The organism is Pedobacter heparinus (genome assembly GCF_032678725.1).
GTDB classification, from domain to species: Bacteria; Bacteroidota; Bacteroidia; order Sphingobacteriales; family Sphingobacteriaceae; genus Pedobacter; species Pedobacter heparinus_A.
In genome coordinates, this window is record NZ_JAVTSC010000003.1 from 206,271 (window position 1) to 226,244 (window position 19,974).

Annotated in this window: 17 protein-coding genes; 5 read left to right on the forward strand and 12 right to left on the reverse strand. The window is 42.6% G+C overall.

Annotated features, from left to right (window positions below; translation table 11 throughout):
* Nucleotides 1-6: 6 nt before the first annotated feature.
* The 12 genes from R2Q85_RS06345 to R2Q85_RS06400 form a co-directional block, all read right to left on the reverse strand.
* Complete coding sequence (locus R2Q85_RS06345) at nucleotides 7-948, reverse strand: aldo/keto reductase (protein ID WP_316810910.1); 942 nt, start codon at nucleotides 946-948, stop codon at nucleotides 7-9.
* A gap of 10 nt (nucleotides 949-958) precedes the next feature.
* Nucleotides 959-1,987, reverse strand: coding sequence for a hypothetical protein (locus tag R2Q85_RS06350; protein WP_316810911.1), 1,029 nt, complete (start codon nucleotides 1,985-1,987; stop codon nucleotides 959-961).
* Between the two features lie 66 nt (nucleotides 1,988-2,053).
* Complete coding sequence (locus tag R2Q85_RS06355) at nucleotides 2,054-2,860, reverse strand: SMP-30/gluconolactonase/LRE family protein (RefSeq protein WP_316810912.1); 807 nt, start codon at nucleotides 2,858-2,860, stop codon at nucleotides 2,054-2,056.
* Nucleotides 2,861-2,876: 16 nt separating this feature from the next.
* Nucleotides 2,877-4,343: a M81 family metallopeptidase gene (locus R2Q85_RS06360; protein ID WP_316810913.1), complete on the reverse strand. Its 1,467-nt coding sequence runs from the start codon at nucleotides 4,341-4,343 to the stop codon at nucleotides 2,877-2,879.
* A gap of 3 nt (nucleotides 4,344-4,346) precedes the next feature.
* The gene (locus tag R2Q85_RS06365; protein WP_316810914.1) at nucleotides 4,347-4,727 is read right to left on the reverse strand and encodes a RidA family protein; all 381 of its coding nucleotides are present in this window, start codon (nucleotides 4,725-4,727) and stop codon (nucleotides 4,347-4,349) included.
* Nucleotides 4,728-4,737: 10 nt separating this feature from the next.
* Nucleotides 4,738-5,652 carry a dihydrodipicolinate synthase family protein gene (locus tag R2Q85_RS06370; RefSeq protein WP_316810915.1) on the reverse strand — a complete coding sequence of 305 codons (915 nt, stop codon included), beginning with the start codon at nucleotides 5,650-5,652 and terminating at the stop codon, nucleotides 4,738-4,740.
* A gap of 7 nt (nucleotides 5,653-5,659) precedes the next feature.
* A complete protein-coding gene (locus R2Q85_RS06375) occupies nucleotides 5,660-6,763 on the reverse strand; it encodes a pyridoxal-phosphate dependent enzyme (protein WP_316810916.1) in 1,104 nt (367 codons plus the stop codon).
* A 1-nt stretch (nucleotide 6,764) separates the two neighbouring features.
* Nucleotides 6,765-7,580, reverse strand: a complete 816-nt coding sequence (locus tag R2Q85_RS06380) for an SDR family oxidoreductase (protein ID WP_316810917.1) — start codon at nucleotides 7,578-7,580, stop codon at nucleotides 6,765-6,767.
* Entirely contained in the window at nucleotides 7,570-8,505 is a 936-nt protein-coding gene (locus R2Q85_RS06385; RefSeq protein ID WP_316810918.1) for a M14 family metallopeptidase, read from the reverse strand. The genes R2Q85_RS06380 and R2Q85_RS06385 overlap by 11 nt, the downstream gene beginning before the upstream one ends.
* Nucleotides 8,495-9,646 (reverse strand): sialidase family protein, encoded by a 1,152-nt coding sequence (locus R2Q85_RS06390; protein ID WP_316810919.1) that lies wholly within the window; start codon nucleotides 9,644-9,646, stop codon nucleotides 8,495-8,497. The genes R2Q85_RS06385 and R2Q85_RS06390 overlap by 11 nt, the downstream gene beginning before the upstream one ends.
* Before the next feature lie 29 nt (nucleotides 9,647-9,675).
* Nucleotides 9,676-11,145: a RagB/SusD family nutrient uptake outer membrane protein gene (locus R2Q85_RS06395; RefSeq protein ID WP_316810920.1), complete on the reverse strand. Its 1,470-nt coding sequence runs from the start codon at nucleotides 11,143-11,145 to the stop codon at nucleotides 9,676-9,678.
* A gap of 23 nt (nucleotides 11,146-11,168) precedes the next feature.
* Nucleotides 11,169-14,348, reverse strand: a complete 3,180-nt coding sequence (locus R2Q85_RS06400) for a TonB-dependent receptor (protein WP_316810921.1) — start codon at nucleotides 14,346-14,348, stop codon at nucleotides 11,169-11,171.
* A gap of 146 nt (nucleotides 14,349-14,494) precedes the next feature.
* On the opposite strand from R2Q85_RS06400, the gene R2Q85_RS06405 reads away from it, so the two are divergent.
* The 5 genes from R2Q85_RS06405 (at nucleotide 14,495) to R2Q85_RS06425 (ending at nucleotide 19,972) form a co-directional block, all read left to right on the forward strand.
* Nucleotides 14,495-15,190 carry a FadR/GntR family transcriptional regulator gene (locus R2Q85_RS06405; protein ID WP_316810922.1) on the forward strand — a complete coding sequence of 232 codons (696 nt, stop codon included), beginning with the start codon at nucleotides 14,495-14,497 and terminating at the stop codon, nucleotides 15,188-15,190.
* Between the two features lie 247 nt (nucleotides 15,191-15,437).
* Nucleotides 15,438-16,298: a dihydrodipicolinate synthase family protein gene (locus tag R2Q85_RS06410; RefSeq protein ID WP_316810923.1), complete on the forward strand. Its 861-nt coding sequence runs from the start codon at nucleotides 15,438-15,440 to the stop codon at nucleotides 16,296-16,298.
* Nucleotides 16,299-16,315: 17 nt separating this feature from the next.
* Nucleotides 16,316-17,041 carry an SGNH/GDSL hydrolase family protein gene (locus R2Q85_RS06415; protein WP_316810924.1) on the forward strand — a complete coding sequence of 242 codons (726 nt, stop codon included), beginning with the start codon at nucleotides 16,316-16,318 and terminating at the stop codon, nucleotides 17,039-17,041.
* A 6-nt stretch (nucleotides 17,042-17,047) separates the two neighbouring features.
* Nucleotides 17,048-18,220, forward strand: a complete 1,173-nt coding sequence (locus R2Q85_RS06420) for a sialidase family protein (RefSeq protein WP_316810925.1) — start codon at nucleotides 17,048-17,050, stop codon at nucleotides 18,218-18,220.
* A gap of 132 nt (nucleotides 18,221-18,352) precedes the next feature.
* A complete protein-coding gene (locus R2Q85_RS06425; RefSeq protein WP_316810926.1) occupies nucleotides 18,353-19,972 on the forward strand; it encodes a sialidase family protein in 1,620 nt (539 codons plus the stop codon).
* The last annotated feature ends 2 nt before the right edge of the window (nucleotides 19,973-19,974 follow it).

Below are 19,974 nucleotides of genomic sequence, written 5' to 3' on the forward strand. Positions count from 1 at the left end.
ATGATTTCAATTGTTCCAAAGTCCCGGCGTAATCACCAGTTCAGGCACATCTGTAAATAATTCATTAATTAATTTTTCAACCTCATGCGGTACAGGCATTCCCTTTAAAAACTGAACATTTTGCAATACCTGTTGAGGGCTTACCGCTCCAAACACCATACTGGTAATCCCATTAAGTCCATTAACATAAGAAAAAGCCAATTCTGCTACACTCCTGTCTGCCTGCAAGGCCAGTTCTCTGAGTTTCTCTATAAAAGGGCCGGCAATAGCCATTTTACCACTTAAATTTTCTGTTTCCATAAAAAACAACCCCTGTAAAAACACACTGCGTGCAAAAACAATTTTTTTTTCTTTTTGCATACGTGCCAGCAATCCATTACGAATTATCCGCTGGTCAAATACATTTACCGGCACCTGAATGACATCCATTACAGGGTGCTGAAGGAATTCTTCTGCCTCATCGGGATGATTTACCGAGATTCCGGCCAGATCAATAAGTCCATCCTCTTTTAAACTTTCAAAAACCCCGGGCAACACCTTCATTACCTGATCCATTGGCTCGTCTATAGTTTTATGAAGCAAGCAAATGGGAATACGCTTAAGCCCAAGGAAATTTAATGATGAGGTAACGCTGTCGTATACCTGGACCCTCACGCGATCCGGATTTGACAAATTCTCTTTACCAATTCTAAACTTCGTTACCAGGTTTACATTTGTTGTATTCGCGCTCTGTTTTAAGAAGTTACCTATCAATAGCTCCGCATCTCCATAATCCCTGGCTGTATCCAAAGTATTGATACCTGAACTTAAAGCCGTTGCGATTATATCTGAACTCACTGTTTTGCCAGGTTTACCCTTCTGGTTGGATATGCCATAATCCAGGCCTAAAGCCACCGTTCCCAACGCCAGTTTCGAAAATCTATAACCCCTTAGTTCCTCGTATTCCATGTTTTTTCTTCTATTTCAGCTCGTAAATTTTATTGGTCCTTATGCCAGGTTTTATTTCGCCGCTAATGTAAAGCCAGCGCCCGTTCCAGTTTACAACAGGCAAGGTAACAGGAGCTGCAATTCCCTGTTTTTTACCAGCATATATCCACATATCGGCATTAAGGTTGTACAACTGCACATCTGCCGATATTCCGGGATGCGTAAGCGGATCGACATGCAAAGCGGTTAACGCATCAACACCACCCCAAAACAGGAGGTTACCATTTTCCAATACTGGTAGTGGACTGCCAGCAGCCGACAAACCTTTAGGCATGGGGTTAAGCGTTGTCCAGGTGCCGGTCCATTTTCCATTCAGCTTCTCTGGTTTAAAACGGTAGGCATCATCCAGGATAAGCCGGTAATTTTGATTTAAGGAATTAATTTCTGTAGTTTCCCCACCAAACAGATAAAACATCCCGTTATGCACGGCACACATGGGTAACATCCGCTCCCTTCCCGGCCAGGAAGGCAATGCAGACCAGCCACTGTCAATCGCGTCAAGATCCAGCATATAAAACTGCTTGCCTGCCTGTCCTGTAGCAGAACTATTTCCGCCTGCCAGGATGATTAGCTGGCCAACCAGTGCTCCCGCCATATTGGCCATCGGAGCAGGTAACGGAGGATAATGAATCGTTTTTAACCTTCCACCTGCCCATTCGTACCCAAACACCTTATCCGAATATCCAGTCTCATTGTTGCCACCAATTACTATGAATTGGTTTTTATAGCTAACAGTTATGCCATAACCAAGTGCTGAAGGGAGTGTATCTGCCAGCTTTAACCAGCCTTTACCTTCCTGAAGCATATAAATTTCCTTATACCATTTTTTTTTGCCACCCTCCCAGGGTCGTTTGCCGGGAAAATTGGCACCACCAAAACAAAATAACCTGCCTTTGCTGACCCCGGCAAACATCCCCGCGTAGCCCTCTGTATCGGGTAAAGAGTCAAGTTCAGTAAATACCGGCATAACCTGGCCTTCTGATTTTATAGTAATCAACATGATATTTCCAAATAAGAATAAACAGACAGATAGCAGTTTCAATTGATAATTGATCATATGAAAAATTTAAAAATAGATTTTAAACAGTCCTCCGGGCCCAGGTTCACCATAGCCTCCGGTTACCAGCAAGCTGTCTTCAGTTAAAAAACAGAGGTTACTGGTTAAAGGCATTCCCGATTCAACAGAGACTTCCAAAACTCCTTTTGCGGAAAGCATTTGAACAGCCTGCATTCCGTAATGCGCCACCAGAAGTTCACCATTTTTACTTAAAGCCAATCCATCCGGCAGGTTTTTATGCTGATCTCCCGAAACATGAACAGGAAGGTCAGCAAAAACTTCATAACTCCCCTTTCCCAGACCAGGCATTTTCAATTTCAGCTTTATAATTCTGTTACGGTAACTTTCTGCAACATATAAATATCGTTCATCGTGCGACAATACCAACCCATTGGGATAATCAAGATCAGCGATCAGCACCTTTTGTTCTCCTCCGATACCAATAAAAAAGACTTTACCCGTATGCCTTACAGAATCAGTAAAATATAAATTGCCCTGGCTATCCACTACCAGATCATTTGGTGTAAAAATGCGTTCATCTGCACAAAATCCTTCAATTTCATTTCTTAACAAAGTTCCCTCTGCATTAAACCTTAATACTGCCCCAAGTTCACTGTCACAAATCAGATGGTCACCATCGGGTAAGATAAACTGGCCATTTGGACAAGCGCATCTTGCCCATTCAACAGGCTTGTTTCGGCTGTCCACTTTAAGCACCAATCCTCCGTTAAGTGTGGTGCAATAAAAATCTCCCTGCTTGTCCACAACCGGGCCTTCAGTATAAAAGGGTAAATCAGTAATTTTTACAAGCTCCATAGTTTATATCTTTTTATCAGATCTCTTCAAAAGGAAATATAGGCTTCCTTCTGTTGTTATAATTAAAACGGGTCATATCTGCACAGGTAACCCCAGGCGTATTAACCTGCAGCAAGGTCTTGCAAACGGTAGTATAAGCGGCAATGGGTGCATTTACCCCTTTGGCTACAAGCACATCAAAATCCTCGGGTATTACGTTAAAAGCGGTCAGTTGCTTCAAACTAAAAGGAGGAACACGCAAGGAGGTGAGCATTATTGTATTTCCTCCGGATGTAACCACCAGGGCAATTTTACCCATATCGAAATTGACCTGTCCCCCATGCCTGGGGGCCGTTTCCTTAAACTTTCCATCGCCCGTATAAAGCAGTTTTACCCTGCCGGTATAACTCATGGTGATGTCCTCAGGATTTCCTGTAACCATATCGAAAATGTCCCCTGCTGTATGACTGATTGCAAGCTGCACTGCTGCAGGATCATAAAGACATATGAATGACCTGAACCTCCCATACCCTTCCAGTGCTTTCAACAGATAGGCGCTGTTTGCCGGAGCTCCCCCTCCAACATTATCACCCATATCGAGTAATAAAACAGGTTTTTCACTCTTTTCAATCGTCGGAAACAAATCCTGTATATCCTGCTTAAGCCCTACAAATTCTTGCTTATGTGCCATCATATAAGCTTCCAGCATTTTACCAGTACTTATGGCCAGTTGCTCCTCGTCATCAGTAACCACAATTACTGACGAACCCATTTCTTCTACATCAGCATAAGGAAACCCCAACATGATACTGATCGACAAAACACCTTGCTGCTGGCTAAGCGCATCAGCCAAAGCATATAAATTTTTACACGGCGCTTTGCCCGTAAACTGCTGCTCTATACTTATGGCCAGCGGAAGCTGAATTAAATGCTGAAGGGGTTTTATTTTTTTCTTTAACGTATTTACCAATAATTTTGCTGCCAAACGGCCCGTTTCGCGCTGGTCTATGTGCGGATTGGTTTTGTAAGCAACCAATGCATTGGTCGATGTAACCATCTGGTTGCTCACATTACCGTGGGGATCTAGTGTTCCAATAACGGGTATACGATCTCCTAACTTTTCCCGGACAAGGCTTAACCAATGCCCATCCATATCCCGAAACAATTCGGATACCCCCGCACCGTGAGGAACCACGAGGCAGCCATCCACCGGAAGTGCAGAATCTAATGCTGTAAACAACTCCTGCAACAAGGTCTCGTAAGTAACCTTCGAAACCATACCACCAGGTGTCGCTTCCGCATACATCACCGGAACAATCTCCATCCCCTCCTCTTCCAGCACCTCAATCATACCGCCCAGTTCATGAAACGCACTACGGTATTCATTCAGCAAAGTTTCGCCCTTCATCCAATGCCCTTCTCTAAACTGACAAAGCGTCGTATGCTCCTTTACAAACGTATTTGACTCGTGGGTAATTCCCAGCACGGCTACTTTTAATCCCATTTGTTACCTTTTATCGTAGGCTACCACATCCACTTCAAACTTTAACAGCTCACCCAGGCATCCGATTAAAGTTGTCCTTGCGGGATAAGGATCATTAAAAAATTCCTTATAAATGGCATTAAATTCTGCAAGGTATTCTTCTTTGCCTACATAGTTCCTTACCTGAACTACATCCTCAAATCCAAGCCCTGCAGCCTGTAAAATGAGCCTTAGGTTTTCAAAAGACCTCCTGCATTCAGCAGCAAAGGTATCCTTAACAATATTACCTGAGCTGTCTACCGATGCCTGTCCCGAGATAAACACAAAATCACCGCACTTTAAGCCGGGCGAAAAAGGCAGAAAGCTCTGAGGTACATTTTCCCCCCTGATTACTTTTTTTTCCATGATAATGCTTTTATAAATTAGATTTAACTTTATTTTTAAAATCGTCCAGGCCATTTACCATGGCCAATATTTCATCATCACTCCATGGCAAAGCCGGAGCCAGTAATGGCGCTTTCGGATCACCAATCGTGATGCCATACTTAAGTTGCATTGCTTTGTTGAAAAAAGACCATATTACCGGGATTATCTTTTCAATCAGGTTTTGCAAGTACAGCATAAACTCGATCCCCAATGCAACATTACCATTCAAAAACTCCTGCCTGACATATTTACAAGTGCTTCCAGCCAGGTTATATGTTGTGCCAATAGCACCAGCTGTGCCACACATCGCTGCCTGGCACAACAATTCATCGGCACCACTAAAGAGCTTCCATACACCAGCCGACTTATGGTGAATGGAACTGATATCCAGCAAATTGGCTGTTGTTAGCTTTAAGCCCATGATATTTGGGATCTGCATCAGCTTATTAACCACTTCATCATTCATAATGGCATTGCCAATCTGGTAAGGAAAGAAGGGAAGGTCAGTAGCACCTGCAATTTTTGTGTAATGCGCAATGCCCATCGCAGCAGATGCTGCATAATAAATAGGGCCAACCGAAGAAATCCCATCTGCCCCATGCTGTGCAGCATGTTTTGCTAGCCTGACTGACTCGTCAGTGCTCAGTGCACCTACCTGAACAATAACAGGTAAACGTTTATTGTTAATTTCAAGCGTTAATGCTGCAATTTCTTTTCTTTGCTGCTCATTAAAAAGAAATCCCTGTCCTGTTGAACCCAATAAGTAAAGTCCATCTACCCCCTCTGAGATAAGCATTTCTATTAACTTCTCCAGTTCCCGCGGGGCCAGTTCTCCATTGGCATTTACAGGACTGAACATTGCCGGCCATACCCCTCCGAACATACTATTGTCGTGATTTATCATAGTGTTTTCATTTAGATTTTTCATTTTTGATCTTTTCAATCCACAAGGCAAAAGCGGCTTTATCAATAGCCGCTAAACCAGGCAGCGCAAATTGCCTTTCTACCGCTAACATATCTTTAAAGCCACTGCCCGTAACCAGACAAACGACTTGTTCTCCGCCAGCTACTTCTCCTTTTTCTATTGCAAGGGCCAGGCCTGCCAGTGCTACGGCCCCAGCCGGCTCACAAAATATACCTTCCTGCTGGGCCATTTTTTTATGCCAGTTAAACACCTCATCATCAGCCACAGCGTAGCCTGTTCCGCCAAGCGAGCGACAAGCTGTGATTACCTCGTTGCCATCTAATACATTTGGCACCTGCAAGCCACTGATGATTGTGGTAGAACGTTCTTTTTGAACAGCGACATCCTCTTTATTTCTTAGTGGGCTGACCATTGTATCGTTGCCTTCCGGCTGGACACAATGTACCCTGGGCAAAGCTGAAAGCTGATATTTATGTCCATATTCCTTTACTCCCCTAGCCAATGACAAGGTAAGCCCACCACCACCTGCCGGACAGAAAATATGATCCACGGTGTTGGCAGTTTGTTCAAATATTTCATAAGCTATGGTCTGAACACCCTGCATCCCTTCCGGGCAATAGCAATAGGCACTTACAGGTAAGGGCAGACCTACAGAAAGCGCGAAGCTGTTCAGTAAAGAAAATACTTCAGTACTCAGTTCCGGATCTTTGCCGAAATCTTTTACCATGAACATAGATGCGCCATATACCTGCATCTGTTTGATCTTGGCTTCAGGGGCTCCGTCAACCACAGTTATCATGCATCGGATATTGGCAGCGGCACAATAAGCCGCTAATGCTGCTCCAGTATTGCCACTTGATGTTGCTATACAAAAATCCTGGTTCCGGCTTTTCATCATGCTCACAAAAGTGGAAGCAAAACGATCTTTATAAGAACCCGTTGGATTAAGATTTTCCAATTTAAAATACAGGTCTGGTATGCCCAGTGCAGGGCCTATAGATCTGGATTTAACAAGCGGCGTTTGCCCCTCGCCCATACTGATACGATTGGCCTTACTTACCGGAGGCAAAAAAGATTGGTACTTCCACATGTTAATATTCCTTTGGAAATTGAAGTTTTTTGATGTTATAACTGTTCATATTGTGCTTAAATCCACCATCAATAAGCAAGGTTGTTCCGCTGATAAAAGCGGCGCTTTCGGAACTTAACCAAAAAATAGCCGCTGCTATTTCAGCAGCTGTACCACCCCTGGCCAATGGCGTCATGTCTATCATTTCGGCGGTCATTGTATTGCTGATGTTGGCGCCTTCCGGGTCCAGATAATCACTGCTCAATTCGGTTTCAATAAATCCCGGCTGTACCCCCACAACCCTGATATTACTTCTTCCGTAGGTAACTGCCAGCTCATAGGTTAAGCTGTCTAATGCACCTTTTGCTGCAATATAGGCCGGACTACTCCCTCCTGTCCTGGCAGACATCACACTTGACACATTTACGATTACCCCCCCCTCTTGTATGCGCTCCATAACTTCTGCACACTGGCGCGACAGAAATGCGGGCGCCGTCAGGCAAACCATCAGGGTCTTTTCCCATACCGCTCTGCTGATGCTGCGCATGGTTTCCAAAGTTCGCCAGGCAGCATTATTAATCAATACATCCACACGTCCCCATTTGGCTACCGTCTGTTCTGCGATCGCATTTAAAAAATCTCCTTCTGCCAGATCGCCGGCGCAGATCAGGCATTCCGCATTATAAAGCGCAGTGAGCTCCCTGGCCACAGCTTCCAGAACCCCATGTTCCAGGTCAACCAAGACCAGTCTACAACCTTCTTCTGCAAATTTCAAGGCTGTTGCACGTCCAATACCGCGCGAAGCCCCTGTTACAATTACCACTCTTTTATTTTTCATGGATGATCAATTTTCCTGATGCTGAAACAGGCAATATGCCTCCCAGCGCTTCTCCTTCTTTTACATAGGCAGCATCCCTTACAAAAAGTGCCATTCCGGCCTCACCGGCTATAATTTCAGTTCGCTGATGTGTAACCGGATTAACTACAACACCCCACAACTGTCCTTTTTTTACACTTGCACCGGGTACAACTGCTGCAATAAAAATACCTGTTGCCGCGGAGGGAAGTTTACCCTGCAGGTATCCGCCACCTGGTGTATAATCTTCTACCCAATACTTCAGGCAGGAGGAACTCAGAGCCTTCAAACTGATCATAGAAAGAGTGTTCAGTACATTTAGGCATCCTTCCTTAAGCAGTGCAACAATTTCCTTTTTCACAGCATTTCCGCCCCCATATTCTACATATATTGCAGGCACATTTGCATCCCTGGCAATAGATAAGGTTCTGCCACCTGGCGAGCCTTCGGTGCCCCAGATCAGTGGTAAATTAAATGCCTTAGCCATATTCTGCTGTTTTTTTAAGACAGCTGCAAGCGGATGTAACATATAGCCTGCTAATGGATAAATATTAAACAATCGGCCCCCGGTATGCATATCTATATAATAATCGGCCTTTTCTATATAACTGCTGATCATGGCTGCTGCAGTTTCCGAACTGCTACCATCTGCCCGGCCTGGACAAATTCTGGCCAGGTCAAGACCATCTACTCCATAGCGGCTGTTTGTCTCATAAGCCGTAACATTTACTACCGGAATAAGGGTTACACTTCCAGATCGCAATAACGATGAAACTTCCGCAACCAGCTCCATAACCGCAAGCATAGGCTCATACTCATCACCATGAACCCCTGCAGATATCAGTACCCTCGGCCCCGGTTGCCCGGAGTCAATAAAAAGGATCTGCTTATGCCCTTTATTTTCCATAAACCCAATCCAGGTTTAAACGTTTGATATCTGTCACCGTTAGGTGCGAAAACCTGGGTTGCACACCACTACAGTAACTCAAAAGCACATGCTTACCCGAAAAATGGATCGCGATATAACAGTACCATCCATTAGGATCATCTTCTACTGTTTTAACATTTTGCCAGGTCTTCCCCTCATCTTTTGAGATGGCGGCATTAAGCGGCGTCCTTTTTCCCTTAATCAGCGGGTTATCGCCCCCGTTATTATTCCATATCAATATAAGGTCACCGGTTGACGGGATCCTTTTGATACTAGCCGGAGAAACGGGGGATTTAATCGTAGAAGGTGCTGCAGGGCTCCAGCTTTGTCCCTTATCTTTTGAATAGGAAAAATATTGAACTCCGGCGTCTGTCCTGATGAACATCAAAACATTTCCGTTTTTCAGTTCCACTACACCAGGCTCCTGTGTTACCACCTGATCTGGGTTAGCCACTTGTTGTCCTGGTTTCCAGGTTTTCCCGTTATCGTCTGAGTAATAACTCCATAAGCTACCACTGTTAGACCAGTTAGCTTGTTCAGGCGTCTGGTGTAATGCTACCGCCAAAAGTATTCTTCCGCTTTTTAATTGAATTACCCTGCTGTTGTTCAGTACAAAATAGCCCTTCCTATCTGTAATACAGGCTATTGGTTCTGTCCAGGTTTTAGCTTCATCACTTGAAAAACGAACCATAGGAATACAATCTGAAGTAGAATTCTTTTTCAGATAAAACAAAGCGATTTTTCCATTTTTTAACCTCAACAGGGAAACAGACATTACGTTCATCGTACCTTCTTTTTCTACAATCACCTTGTCGCTTTTGGTCCAGGTTTTACCACCATCGGCAGAATAGCGGGCAGCCAGGTAAGCTGAGGCATGATCACTGGAAGATGTTCCTGTGTAATGACTATATACAAACATGATGCGGCCGTCCTTTAACGTTACAAAATCTCCTTCGCTGTTTCGGGGATTATCATTTCCCGGATTTAAAGTCAGAACCGTTTCCTTTCCCGGACCGGTTTGTGCCAGCAGGCTTCCGTTCAGTCCACAAAACAGCATACATAACAGCCATACAGTTTTTAAACTGAACCTGGTAAGCGGGTAATTTTTTCCTTTTTTCATGAGTTAAGTTTTAGAATAATTAAAAAATATTATTTGTAACCTGGATTCTGTTTTACCTTTGGTTCCAAACTTAAGGTGGTTTCCGAAATTGGGAATAACAACAAGTCATTCTGTCCGGCCCTGTCCCCAAGTGAAGGTACTTTTTCAAACGCCTTTCCAAACCTCACAAGGTCCCACCACCTTTTCCCTTCAAATGCGAGTTCCAAAAGTCTTTCTTTTAAAATGGCTTCATCGTTTTGCACACCAGTTCCATTAACAAAAATGTGATCATTGTATTTTGCTCCATAAGCCCGCTTCCTAACCAAATTGATCTCCTCGCCCGGATCTTGTCCCAATGCATTTTTCGCTTCAGCCTTCATCAGCAGTACATCTGCATACCGATACAAGATCACATCATCCAGAAATTGCCTGGCCCCTCCAATCACCGTTCCCTTAAATTTATAAACTATAGAGCCATAATAAGTACCCGTAGTAGCGTAAATTTCCACAAATGAGGGTTGCTTACGTAAATCATCAACAGTAAACTGGGCCCTTACGCCATTAGAAACCGTCCAGTAAGGATTGCCCCCAAATGCACCAATCAGCATTTTGGTTGCAGCATCTGTATTATTGGTCATAAAAGCGCTGGACATGTACATATCAGAAAAAATGGTTGACGTTGCCTCTACATCCTGAAAGCGTACAGACATTAGAATTTCCCTGTTCCCCTTATTTCCATAATCAAATATGCTGGCGTAATTATCCAGCAATCCAACATCTCCGGTTTGAGCATCGTTGAGTGCAGCTAAAGCGGTGGTCAAATCGGGCCGGCCTCCATTTTCCCGCTTTGCTGTCCACAAATAAACATCAGCCTTCAATGCATTTGCGGCCGGCTTTGACCAGATACTACGGCCCGTACTGAATGTGTTTGCCGGATAGAGGTTTAAAGCTGCGTCCAGATCCTGTTTGATAAATTTAAACAGCTCAGTCTTTGCCGTTCTTTCCTTCTGAATAGCGTCAGCACTAAATCCTTCAATAGGCTCCGTAACCAGTGGCAAATCTCCCCAGGTCTTCACCATAACAAAATACACATAGGCACGCATGGTATATGCTTGCGCCAAAATAGCATTCTTACTGGCCTCAGAACTAAATTTAATTCCAGGTACATACTTTAGCAACAAGTTGGCGTCATGAACAACAGTATACATCCCCTGCCAGGTTGGGCCAGAATTGGTTCTGTCCAAAGCATTGTCATAATAATAATTGTATCCGTTTAATGCGGCAAGGCTACGGTTCATCACCTCGCTTCTCGCTTCTCCCCATAAAAAAAGGTTATTTTGCGCCTGCCCCCTAAACCTTACATACATCCCATACAACCCTCCGTTAGCATCATTTTCTGTTTTCCAGAAAGAAGCATTCGAAATCTGACTAATCGGGTCAAGGTTCAAATCCTTGGTACAGGATAACATTGAACAGGAAATAATTAGTGAGAACAGCGATATTCTATATAAATTTTTCATGATTATCTCAGTTAAAGAATGAATTAAAATGTGATGTTTGCTCCGAAGATGATGTTTCTGGGAATTGGGTATCGGCCCCGGTCATCTCCGCCCTCTTCAGGATTGAGTCCTTTAAATTTGGTGAAATAATGAAGATTGCTACCGGTAGCATTTAGTCTCAGGTTCGCTATTTTTATCTTCTTCAAAAATTCAGGAGAGAAACTATAACTGAGTGTTACTTCTCTTAAAGCAAGGAAGTCACCTGCTTCATAATATGCTGAATTGCCCCTGAATAAATTATTTTGCGCCTGTTGGTCAGCCCAGTAAATTCTTGGAATGTCTGTCTGTTGTCCCTGAGTTTGCCAGGATCGGAGTACATCAGAAACAAAACCATTTTCTCCAACAAACTGTCCTATCATCATCGCCCGGGTATAATTATAAATGGTGTGCCCAGCAGTATAATCCATCCTCACATATAAATCGAAATTTTTGTAAGTCATGGTACTAGCCATACCACCAGTCCATTTTGGATAAATATTACCCACAAACACACGGTCCCTTTCATCTATTACCCCATTATTGTCTGCATCTTGCCAGTTTACGTCACCACCGAATTTTGTTTTGGCTGTTCCCACCACCAACATATCTTTAGGACCTTTTTGGGCTTCCGCATCGGTGGCATAGATACCTAGCTGCTTATAAGCATACAAATCACCAATTTCTCCACCCTCCTGTAATCCTCCTAACCAGGCGTAATCATTTCTGGAGGAATCCCAAACATATACACCCCCAATCCGGTTGTTCTCGATACCATTATCTGGAAGTTTTAGTATTTTATTCTTAACCCTGGATGCATTCAAAGATAAACTCCATTGGAAATCAGACTTCTCCGGAAGGATCTTCGCACTTACCTCCAGTTCTATACCTTTGTTTTCCAGGCTACCCAAATTGGTTAGCACACTGGCAAAGCCCGTAGATTGTGGTAAACTGAAATTGGTCAGCAGGTTATCAGTTCTGCGTCTGTAATAATCAAATAAAACATTAATTCTGTTACTCAAAATCCCCAGATCAAATCCCAGATCGAAGGTCTTTGATTGCTCCCAACGCAGATCTGCATTAGCCAGCGTAGTATTTTGCACTGCGGCTATTCCATTGTATTGAGCACCTACACTATACTGCCCTTGTGCCTGATAAGGGCCCAAACCACTGATATTTCCGTTTACACCATAGCTTCCACGAAGTTTCAGTGTCAATAAATGCTCAGGCAATGCGGTCCAAAAATCTTCTTTATGAATATTCCAGCCTACAGACACCCCTGGAAAAAAACCCCATTTATGCGTAGTCCCCAGGTTAGAGGCCCCATCATATCTGGCATTTAGCGAAAGCAGGTATTTCTCTTTATAATCATAATTAATTCTGGAAAAGTAGCCCAAAATCAATTGTTTCGTTTCGTCCCCGCCAACCGATACGGGTAAAGCGGAAGCATTTAAAGTTGGGATCAAGTCTGTAGACGCCCCCCGTCCGCTTGCATTTAATCCCGAAGTCGTTCTCCAGAAAGCAGAAAACCCAAGTTTTGCTTCTAAATGGTGAGCATCTTTAAAAGTCTTTTTATAGGTAAAAACCGCATCCGCCTGTTCCTGAATCTGTTTAGCATAGCTACCCGTGGCATTCCTTGAATTCACGAGTTGCCCCGGCCCGTTAAGGTACGCTTTTTGGAAAAACCGTCCGTCGGAAGTAACTTTATATAAAGAGATTTGCGGGTCAAAACTTAAGCCCGGCAAGATATCAAAATGGGCACCAGTAACCATAGTCAGGTTTTCGAGGTTGTTTTTCAAATCCTGTGTATCAAAAAAGTATTCCAGGTTGCCTAAACTTGAATTTAAACCAGGAGCCAATGTTCCATCCTCAAATTTATACTTAGTAGTTGCTGGTATAGTGGCAGACCTGGCAAATACATTACTCACACTACTTCCGGCATCCGTAACCGTTCTTCCGGAGGAATTGGAGTACATTAACCTGCCAAAAATCTTAACCTTTTCATTTACCTTAAAATCACCATTTAAATTAAATGAAAGCCTTTTGTAATCCGTATAAATAGCAATTCCTTCATTCGACTGGTACCCCAGGCTCGCACTAAAAGTAGCTTTGTCCGTCCCTCCTGAGCCCGACAGGGTATGGTTGTTGGAAAGCGCAGTTTGATAAACAACATCCTGGAAATCAGTATTTTTAAAAATAATGGTCTTAGAAGGATCTATCGGGTCGGGCATACTTTCCCAACCCTCATCGAGTTTATGGCGATTCGCATCAGATAAGTACTGTGGTGTAAATGCTGTATTATTGCTCAGATCATTACCCGTACCCGCACTACTCGCAAGCCCCAGCTTTGTTAACTGACTAGGATCGGCTGTACCCCTCGCCCCGATTCCCAACCTTTGAAAATAAATATAATCTCTGGCAGACAGCATATCGTAGCCCTTGCCCAGATCAGAAATCGTCAGATCATAGTTATAACTGATCCTGGCTATCCCAGACTTACCTGACTTGGTTACCAGGATAACAACCCCATTCGAACCTCTGGCCCCATAAATAGCAGTAGCCGCCGCATCCTTCAGCACCTGCATAGATTCTATATCCTGTGAATTGATATCATTTATATTTGGTTTGATTACCCCATCTACAATATAAAGCGGTGCGGCACCATTCGGATTATTAATAGAGGTCCCTCCTCTGATTACCACACGAGAGGCATCTCCAGGCTGCCCAGATGTACTTTGTACGCGAACACCCGACAAGGTACCCTGCATGGCAGATGTTAAATTGGCATAAGGCACATTTTCCAACACCTTATTGTCCAGCTTTGTCACCGAGGTAGTAACCGTCTCCCTGGATTGAGAACCATAACCAATCACCAGCACTTCCTTTAGCGCTGCCATCTGCTCGGCAAGTATAACGTCAATAACTTTCCTTCCAGACACCTGGATTTCCTGGCTTTCCATCCCAATAAATGTAAATACCAGCACAGCACTGGCATCAGGTACGCTAATACTGTACGTACCGGACGAAGTCGTAGTTACTCCGGTAGTAGTACCCTTTAGCTTAATACTTACACCGGGTAGAACACCACCCTGCGTATCTTTAACGGTTCCGGAAACAGGAACCTGAGCGTATCCTTTAAAAAAAGGAAAGAGAATTAATAGCAACCAACAGAGTAAAAGCTTTTTCATAATAATTGGTTTAGTGATTCAATATTTTAAATATGTCTTACATATTACAATAATACAAATTATAACATAAAATACAAACGATATTAAAAAAAGTATTACATATTAATTTTCATAAGGAATGACTACATTTGGACAAAAATTGAAAAGTGAAAAAGATAGTAGCTCCAAAATTAAGACCCGTTGAGAACCTGACACAAGTTGATAAGATTGAGATCAATCTACAGGAGTATTTTAAAAATGGAAATTTCTCGCCAGGTGATGCCATCCCTAAAGAAACAGAACTTGCACTGGCGATGCGGGTTAGCCGTACCGCTATCAGAGAAGCCTTATCCAGGTTTAAAATTCTGGGCATAATTGAGTCCCGTAAAAACAGGGGCATGATCATTACGCGTCCGGATATTTTGACCAACATGCAGAGGGTAATGGACCCTAAATTGCTAGATGGTGAAACCATGAAGGAAATCTTTGAAATGAGATTAGTTATTGAAATGGGACTTGCAGACATACTTTTCTTTAGAAAAACTGAATCAAGCTTGATTAAACTGGAAGAGATTGTGGCTAAAGAAGAACAAACAGACAATAAAATCGAAAGGTTGAAATATGACGTAGAATTCCATTCCATGTTATATGAAATATCTCAGAACGAGACCATCCAGCGTTTCCAAAAAATGCTGCTGCCGATTTTTGAATATGTAGATAATGGATTACACATAAAAAGTCAGGTTCAGGATGCTGAATATGCATCACACAGGGTTTTGTTAAATGTTTTAAAGAACGGCACGCCAGAAGAATTTAGAAACAAAATGCGAAAACACCTGTACAATTATTTCGAAAAGGTATAACATTACCTCCTCACCTTAAAAAGGCAGCTAAGTAAAGTTAGCTGCCTTTTTTTATGCCATAGTAAATCTTGTTGTACACAATAATATTGAATTATAAATTTTAATAATTAAATATGTATTACTTATTAAAGTTTATATATTTACATTGATATTGAAGTTTATTCAAAAAACAATTAAGCTGACAAGAGAAATTTATTACTGGCTAAACAAACTTGTACGACATATATTATATAATCAACATAACCAAATGAGATCAGAAAAACTTGAAGGTGTAATTATAGCCATTCCTACCCCGCTCACAAAAGAAGAAGATATTGATGTCAGCTCCTTAAAAAATCTGTTGGAATATTGCGTAGGTGAAGGCGCAAACGGGATTATGATCCTTGGTACCATGGGGGAAGGTGCCGCCTTATTAGATAAGGAAAGAAGGATTTTAATCGATACCACAGTGGAACAAGTTAGCGGCAGAATCCCCATTTTAGCAACTGCTTCTGCAGTTTCTACCAGAAAAACCATTCAGCAAGCCATTGAAATTGACCGCAGTGGCGCAGACTACATTGTATGTACCAGTCCCTTCTATTATAAATATCCAGATCCGGAAAGTTTGTTATCACACATGGAAAGAGTTAACGACGCTGTTGAAAAGCCCTTGATCTTTTACAACGCACCAATATTTACCGGCAACCCTGTCAGCACAGACCTGCTGGAGAAGATCCTGAACATGAAAAATGTGGTGGGTATTAAAGATTCCAGTTGTAACTATTCAAATTTCATCCAGTTGTTGAGAAACTATCCTGACAAAAGCCAAAGACCAGGGACCATTATGCAGGGAGATGAATCTGTATTCGATTCCAGCCTGCTATTTGGTGCTGATGGCATTGTTTCTGGCGGAGGTGTCGCGTTTATCAGGTTACTAAAGCAGCTCTACACAGCAGGCTCCACCGGCAACAGGATAAATGCGATGAAACACCAAAATAATTTCACAACCCAATTACTTGAACTATTGTCACCAAGCCCCCAGCGCAACTGGGTTTACAATATTAAGAAACGACTTGCTGATGAAAATATAATAACCAATCCCTATGTAACCGCACCTTTTTTAAGCTAACCCATAATGTCAAAGCGATGGTAAGAATTGAATCCCATTTTGTAAAAAAAGTCCTTTTCAGTATCTCATTATTACTGATAGCTACTGTGTGGACTAAGGCTCAGGCACAAGACACCTTGAAAATTGTAGCTTTCGGCAATTCTACCACTGCGCCCAGAAAGGCCGTCAGCAAAGTGTACGCAGTCAGACTTCAGGATACTTTATCTCATTTGGGTATAACAGCACGCGTAATCAATGCTGGTGTACCTGGCAGCCATTCGGGTTCCGTAAAAGACAATAACCTCCACAAGGTAGCTCATGGAATGGATAGATTTGAAAAAGATGTATTAGCCAACGTACCCAACTGGTTGGTCATCAGTTTTGGGATCAACGATGCCTGGCAGGATAATGGTAAACAAAGTCCTTCCAGACTATCTATAGAACAGTACTGCAATAACTTGTCCTATTTTATTGCCCAGGCAAGGAAAAGTAAGATCAGGTCCATCCTGATGACACCCAACCCAATTGGAAAAAAATATGAAAGCTGGCGCCACAAAAGGATAAAAAAATACATGAGGGTAACCAAACGCCTGGCTAAGCAACAAGAAATACCGCTGGTGGACGTATGGGCCTTGTTTTATAAAAATACAAACCATCAATCTAACGGCGTAGACGCCTTGCTGCTTGATGGCATGCACCCCAATGATGCCGGGCAGAAAATAATGTCTGACACATTGATAAAAATCATTAATCAACAAAAATAACATGGTATGAAAACAAAACTTATCCTGGCATCCGTTCTGATCATTGCATCTTACGGTTTAAAGCCCCTAAAAAGTAATGCTGCCCTCAACTTCGTATTTGCAGATACCGTCAACACAAAGGGCGGAAAGCTGACCACAAATGGAGTATGGATTGCCAAAAATGTGAAAGAAATAAGTGGCTTAAAGATGGGCCCTTTTATAAATTTACCCGATGGTAGCCTGCTTACTGTAGACAGCATATCCAGTTTCATTAGTAAAGACAATGGAAAAACATGGAAATCGTACCCTATTTTTAATGAACCGGATAAATTTGCCATCCGGATTGAAAGAGCGCTGGTATATACCAAAAGTGGTTCCATCATACTCGCTTTCGCAAATGACAAAGAAAAGGCAAACTGGAACTGGCGGAAAGATATCAGAGACTCTCCGGGTGCAATCTTGCCAACCTACGCAGTAAGAAGTCTGGATGGAGGTAAAACCTGGACTAACCTTCAGAAACTTCATGACGATTGGACCGGAGCCATACGGGATATTATAGAAACCAACGATGGCAAAGTTATTTTCACTTCTATGATGATGCGCCACAATCCCGGCAGACACGCTGTGGTAACTTATACCAGCGGTGATGATGGCAAAACCTGGCAAAGGAGCAATATCATAGACCTTGGTGGCGTAGGGAACCATGGCGGAGTAACAGAATCCACATTGGAACAGCTCCGTGATGGGCGCCTTTGGATGTTACTGCGTACCAATTGGGGAAAGTTCTGGGAAACCTATTCCAATGACAACGGTATGAATTGGGGCTCTTATAAAGCAACGGATTTTGATGCCAGTTCTGCTCCAGGTATGTTAAAGCGATTAAAGAGTGGCAGGCTTGTACTCATATGGAACAGATATTATCCTCAGGGTAAAACCGAATATCCTCTAAGAGGTGGTGATAACCAATGGTCTGAAGTACCTGTAAGTAACCATCGGGAGGAATTGACCATCAAGTTTTCTGAGGATGACGGAAAAACCTGGACGCAACCTATTGTTTTTGCAAAAACTACAAAAAAAGGGGCCCAAATATCCTATCCTTACCTTTTAGAACGAAGTCCTGGTGAGTTGTGGATTACAACCATGTTTGGTGAACTTAGAGTTAGGCTAAATGAAAAGGACTTTGTAGCAAATAGAAACTGAATAATAATTTAATTTATGAAACTATCTGTCTTTCTATTATCCATTGGATTAATATCATTCTCAAGTGACATAAATTATGATATTGGAATAGCTGTATTAAAAGATTCACTCCCGCAAGAAAACTCATTTGGAATGCGGGTAAGAAAAGTGCCTAAAAAAGCAGGTAGTGTTCATCAGCCCGTTATTGTGGCTAAGGGACCTGGCAATGAAGCAACCATATTACGTACTTCGCAAAACGAGATTAAGGTTTTTTTTGTAAACAGACCAGGAGATGCTAATAAACTCATGTCGGTGTCTTCTACAGACAATGGATTATCCTGGACTGCAGCACGAAAAGAATTTGACCTGCCAGGACAGGCTTATTATGCCAATGCCATCATTAAAGATGCTGAAGGCAACCTGCATTGTGTCTTCCACATCTTCGGCGAAGGTAACAATGGTTATCGGGGCAGGCATCTCAATTTGTGGTATTGCCATACCCGGAACAACGGCAAAGAATGGTCTGAACCAACGGAAATTTACCATGGTTATGTGGGGTCTATCAGGGGTTTCATTCAGTTAAAGAACAAAAGACTCTTATTGGTTTTTGCTAAGGCAATACCTGAAAGGAGCCAGAAACCCAGTAACAATAGTACTGATTATGGCTTGCATGACATTAGTGCCCTTTATTCTGACGATATGGGGAAAAGCTGGCAATCTTCTAAAAATGACTTAAGGATACCCATAGAATCATCGCAAACCACCCGGTACGGCGGTGTTGAACCGAATATTATAGAACTATCTGACGGTAAAATATGGATGCTGATCCGTACCAACAAAGGGGTTTTCTATCAGTCTTTTTCTAATGATTCAGGTATAAACTGGCAACAACCGGAAGCTACAAAGCTGGTCTCGTCAGACTCCCCGGCGGCCACCTTGCGACTTGCAGACAACCGGATTGTTCTATTTTTGAACAGTGACCAGCGATGGGACAATAAAAGAACATATGCACTTGGAGGCAGAGAAACGCTACATGCTGCTATCTCATCTGATGAAGGAAAAACATGGAAAGGATTTAGAGAAGTACTTACCAGCCCATCTACAAAACAGATAGAAAAAGGTGACAGGGGAACGGCCTATCCATCTGCTACACAATCTGCAGATGGAAAAATTGTATTTGTTTCGGGCCAGGCAGAAGAAAGAGCTATTGTTAAGTTTGATCCAAACTGGCTTGAGCAAAGCACTCAAACTGATAATTTTTCTGAGGGTTTAGCCAAATGGACGTTTTTTAACAACGATAGTTTGACAAATATGGGATCTGTATTTTCTTTAAGCCAAAAAGGATTGCTGATCCGCAAAACTAATGGAACTCAGGATGCCATCTGGAATTTCCCAATAACCGCAAAAGGTAAGCTGCTTATCGATGTTATCAGTAAACCCGGAAATAAGGGAATTATACTGGCGTTAACCGACAATTTTTCGGTTTCTTACGATTCATTGGCATCCAAAAGCGCGGTACTTTATCATACCTTAAAACCACAAGACATGCCATCTATAAATAAACCATTTAAAATTAAACTGACATGGGATATGCTAAAAAGAAAATCCAGGCTATATGCAGGCAATCGTCTTATAAGCGAAAAACCATTTGAGCGCAACCCATATTTTGGCCTTAATTATTTACGCCTGGGAATACCAGGAAACCTACAGGACCACAATGGTTTATTGATCAGGGATGTAAAAATGTCCTCTTCCAGATCAAGCAATTTGTGACA

Excerpts from the sequence above, each read along its gene's own strand:
- R2Q85_RS06380 (WP_316810917.1), bottom strand. The coding sequence starts at position 7,580 with ATGAAAAATAAAAGAGTGGTAATTGTAACAGGGGCTTCGCGCGGTATT.
- R2Q85_RS06350 (WP_316810911.1), bottom strand. The coding sequence starts at position 1,987 with ATGTTGATTACTATAAAATCAGAAGGCCAGGTTATGCCGGTATTTACT.
- R2Q85_RS06390 (WP_316810919.1), bottom strand. The coding sequence starts at position 9,646 with ATGAAAAAAGGAAAAAATTACCCGCTTACCAGGTTCAGTTTAAAAACT.
- R2Q85_RS06385 (WP_316810918.1), bottom strand. The coding sequence starts at position 8,505 with ATGGAAAATAAAGGGCATAAGCAGATCCTTTTTATTGACTCCGGGCAA.
- R2Q85_RS06375 (WP_316810916.1), bottom strand. The coding sequence starts at position 6,763 with ATGTGGAAGTACCAATCTTTTTTGCCTCCGGTAAGTAAGGCCAATCGT.
- R2Q85_RS06415 (WP_316810924.1), top strand. The coding sequence starts at position 16,316 with ATGGTAAGAATTGAATCCCATTTTGTAAAAAAAGTCCTTTTCAGTATC.
- R2Q85_RS06365 (WP_316810914.1), bottom strand. The coding sequence starts at position 4,727 with ATGGAAAAAAAAGTAATCAGGGGGGAAAATGTACCTCAGAGCTTTCTG.
- R2Q85_RS06360 (WP_316810913.1), bottom strand. The coding sequence starts at position 4,343 with ATGGGATTAAAAGTAGCCGTGCTGGGAATTACCCACGAGTCAAATACG.
- R2Q85_RS06420 (WP_316810925.1), top strand. The coding sequence starts at position 17,048 with ATGAAAACAAAACTTATCCTGGCATCCGTTCTGATCATTGCATCTTAC.
- R2Q85_RS06410 (WP_316810923.1), top strand. The coding sequence starts at position 15,438 with ATGAGATCAGAAAAACTTGAAGGTGTAATTATAGCCATTCCTACCCCG.
- R2Q85_RS06370 (WP_316810915.1), bottom strand. The coding sequence starts at position 5,652 with ATGATAAATCACGACAATAGTATGTTCGGAGGGGTATGGCCGGCAATG.
- R2Q85_RS06425 (WP_316810926.1), top strand. The coding sequence starts at position 18,353 with ATGCGGGTAAGAAAAGTGCCTAAAAAAGCAGGTAGTGTTCATCAGCCC.
- R2Q85_RS06395 (WP_316810920.1), bottom strand. The coding sequence starts at position 11,145 with ATGAAAAATTTATATAGAATATCGCTGTTCTCACTAATTATTTCCTGT.
- R2Q85_RS06400 (WP_316810921.1), bottom strand. The coding sequence starts at position 14,348 with ATGAAAAAGCTTTTACTCTGTTGGTTGCTATTAATTCTCTTTCCTTTT.
- R2Q85_RS06345 (WP_316810910.1), bottom strand. The coding sequence starts at position 948 with ATGGAATACGAGGAACTAAGGGGTTATAGATTTTCGAAACTGGCGTTG.
- R2Q85_RS06355 (WP_316810912.1), bottom strand. The coding sequence starts at position 2,860 with ATGGAGCTTGTAAAAATTACTGATTTACCCTTTTATACTGAAGGCCCG.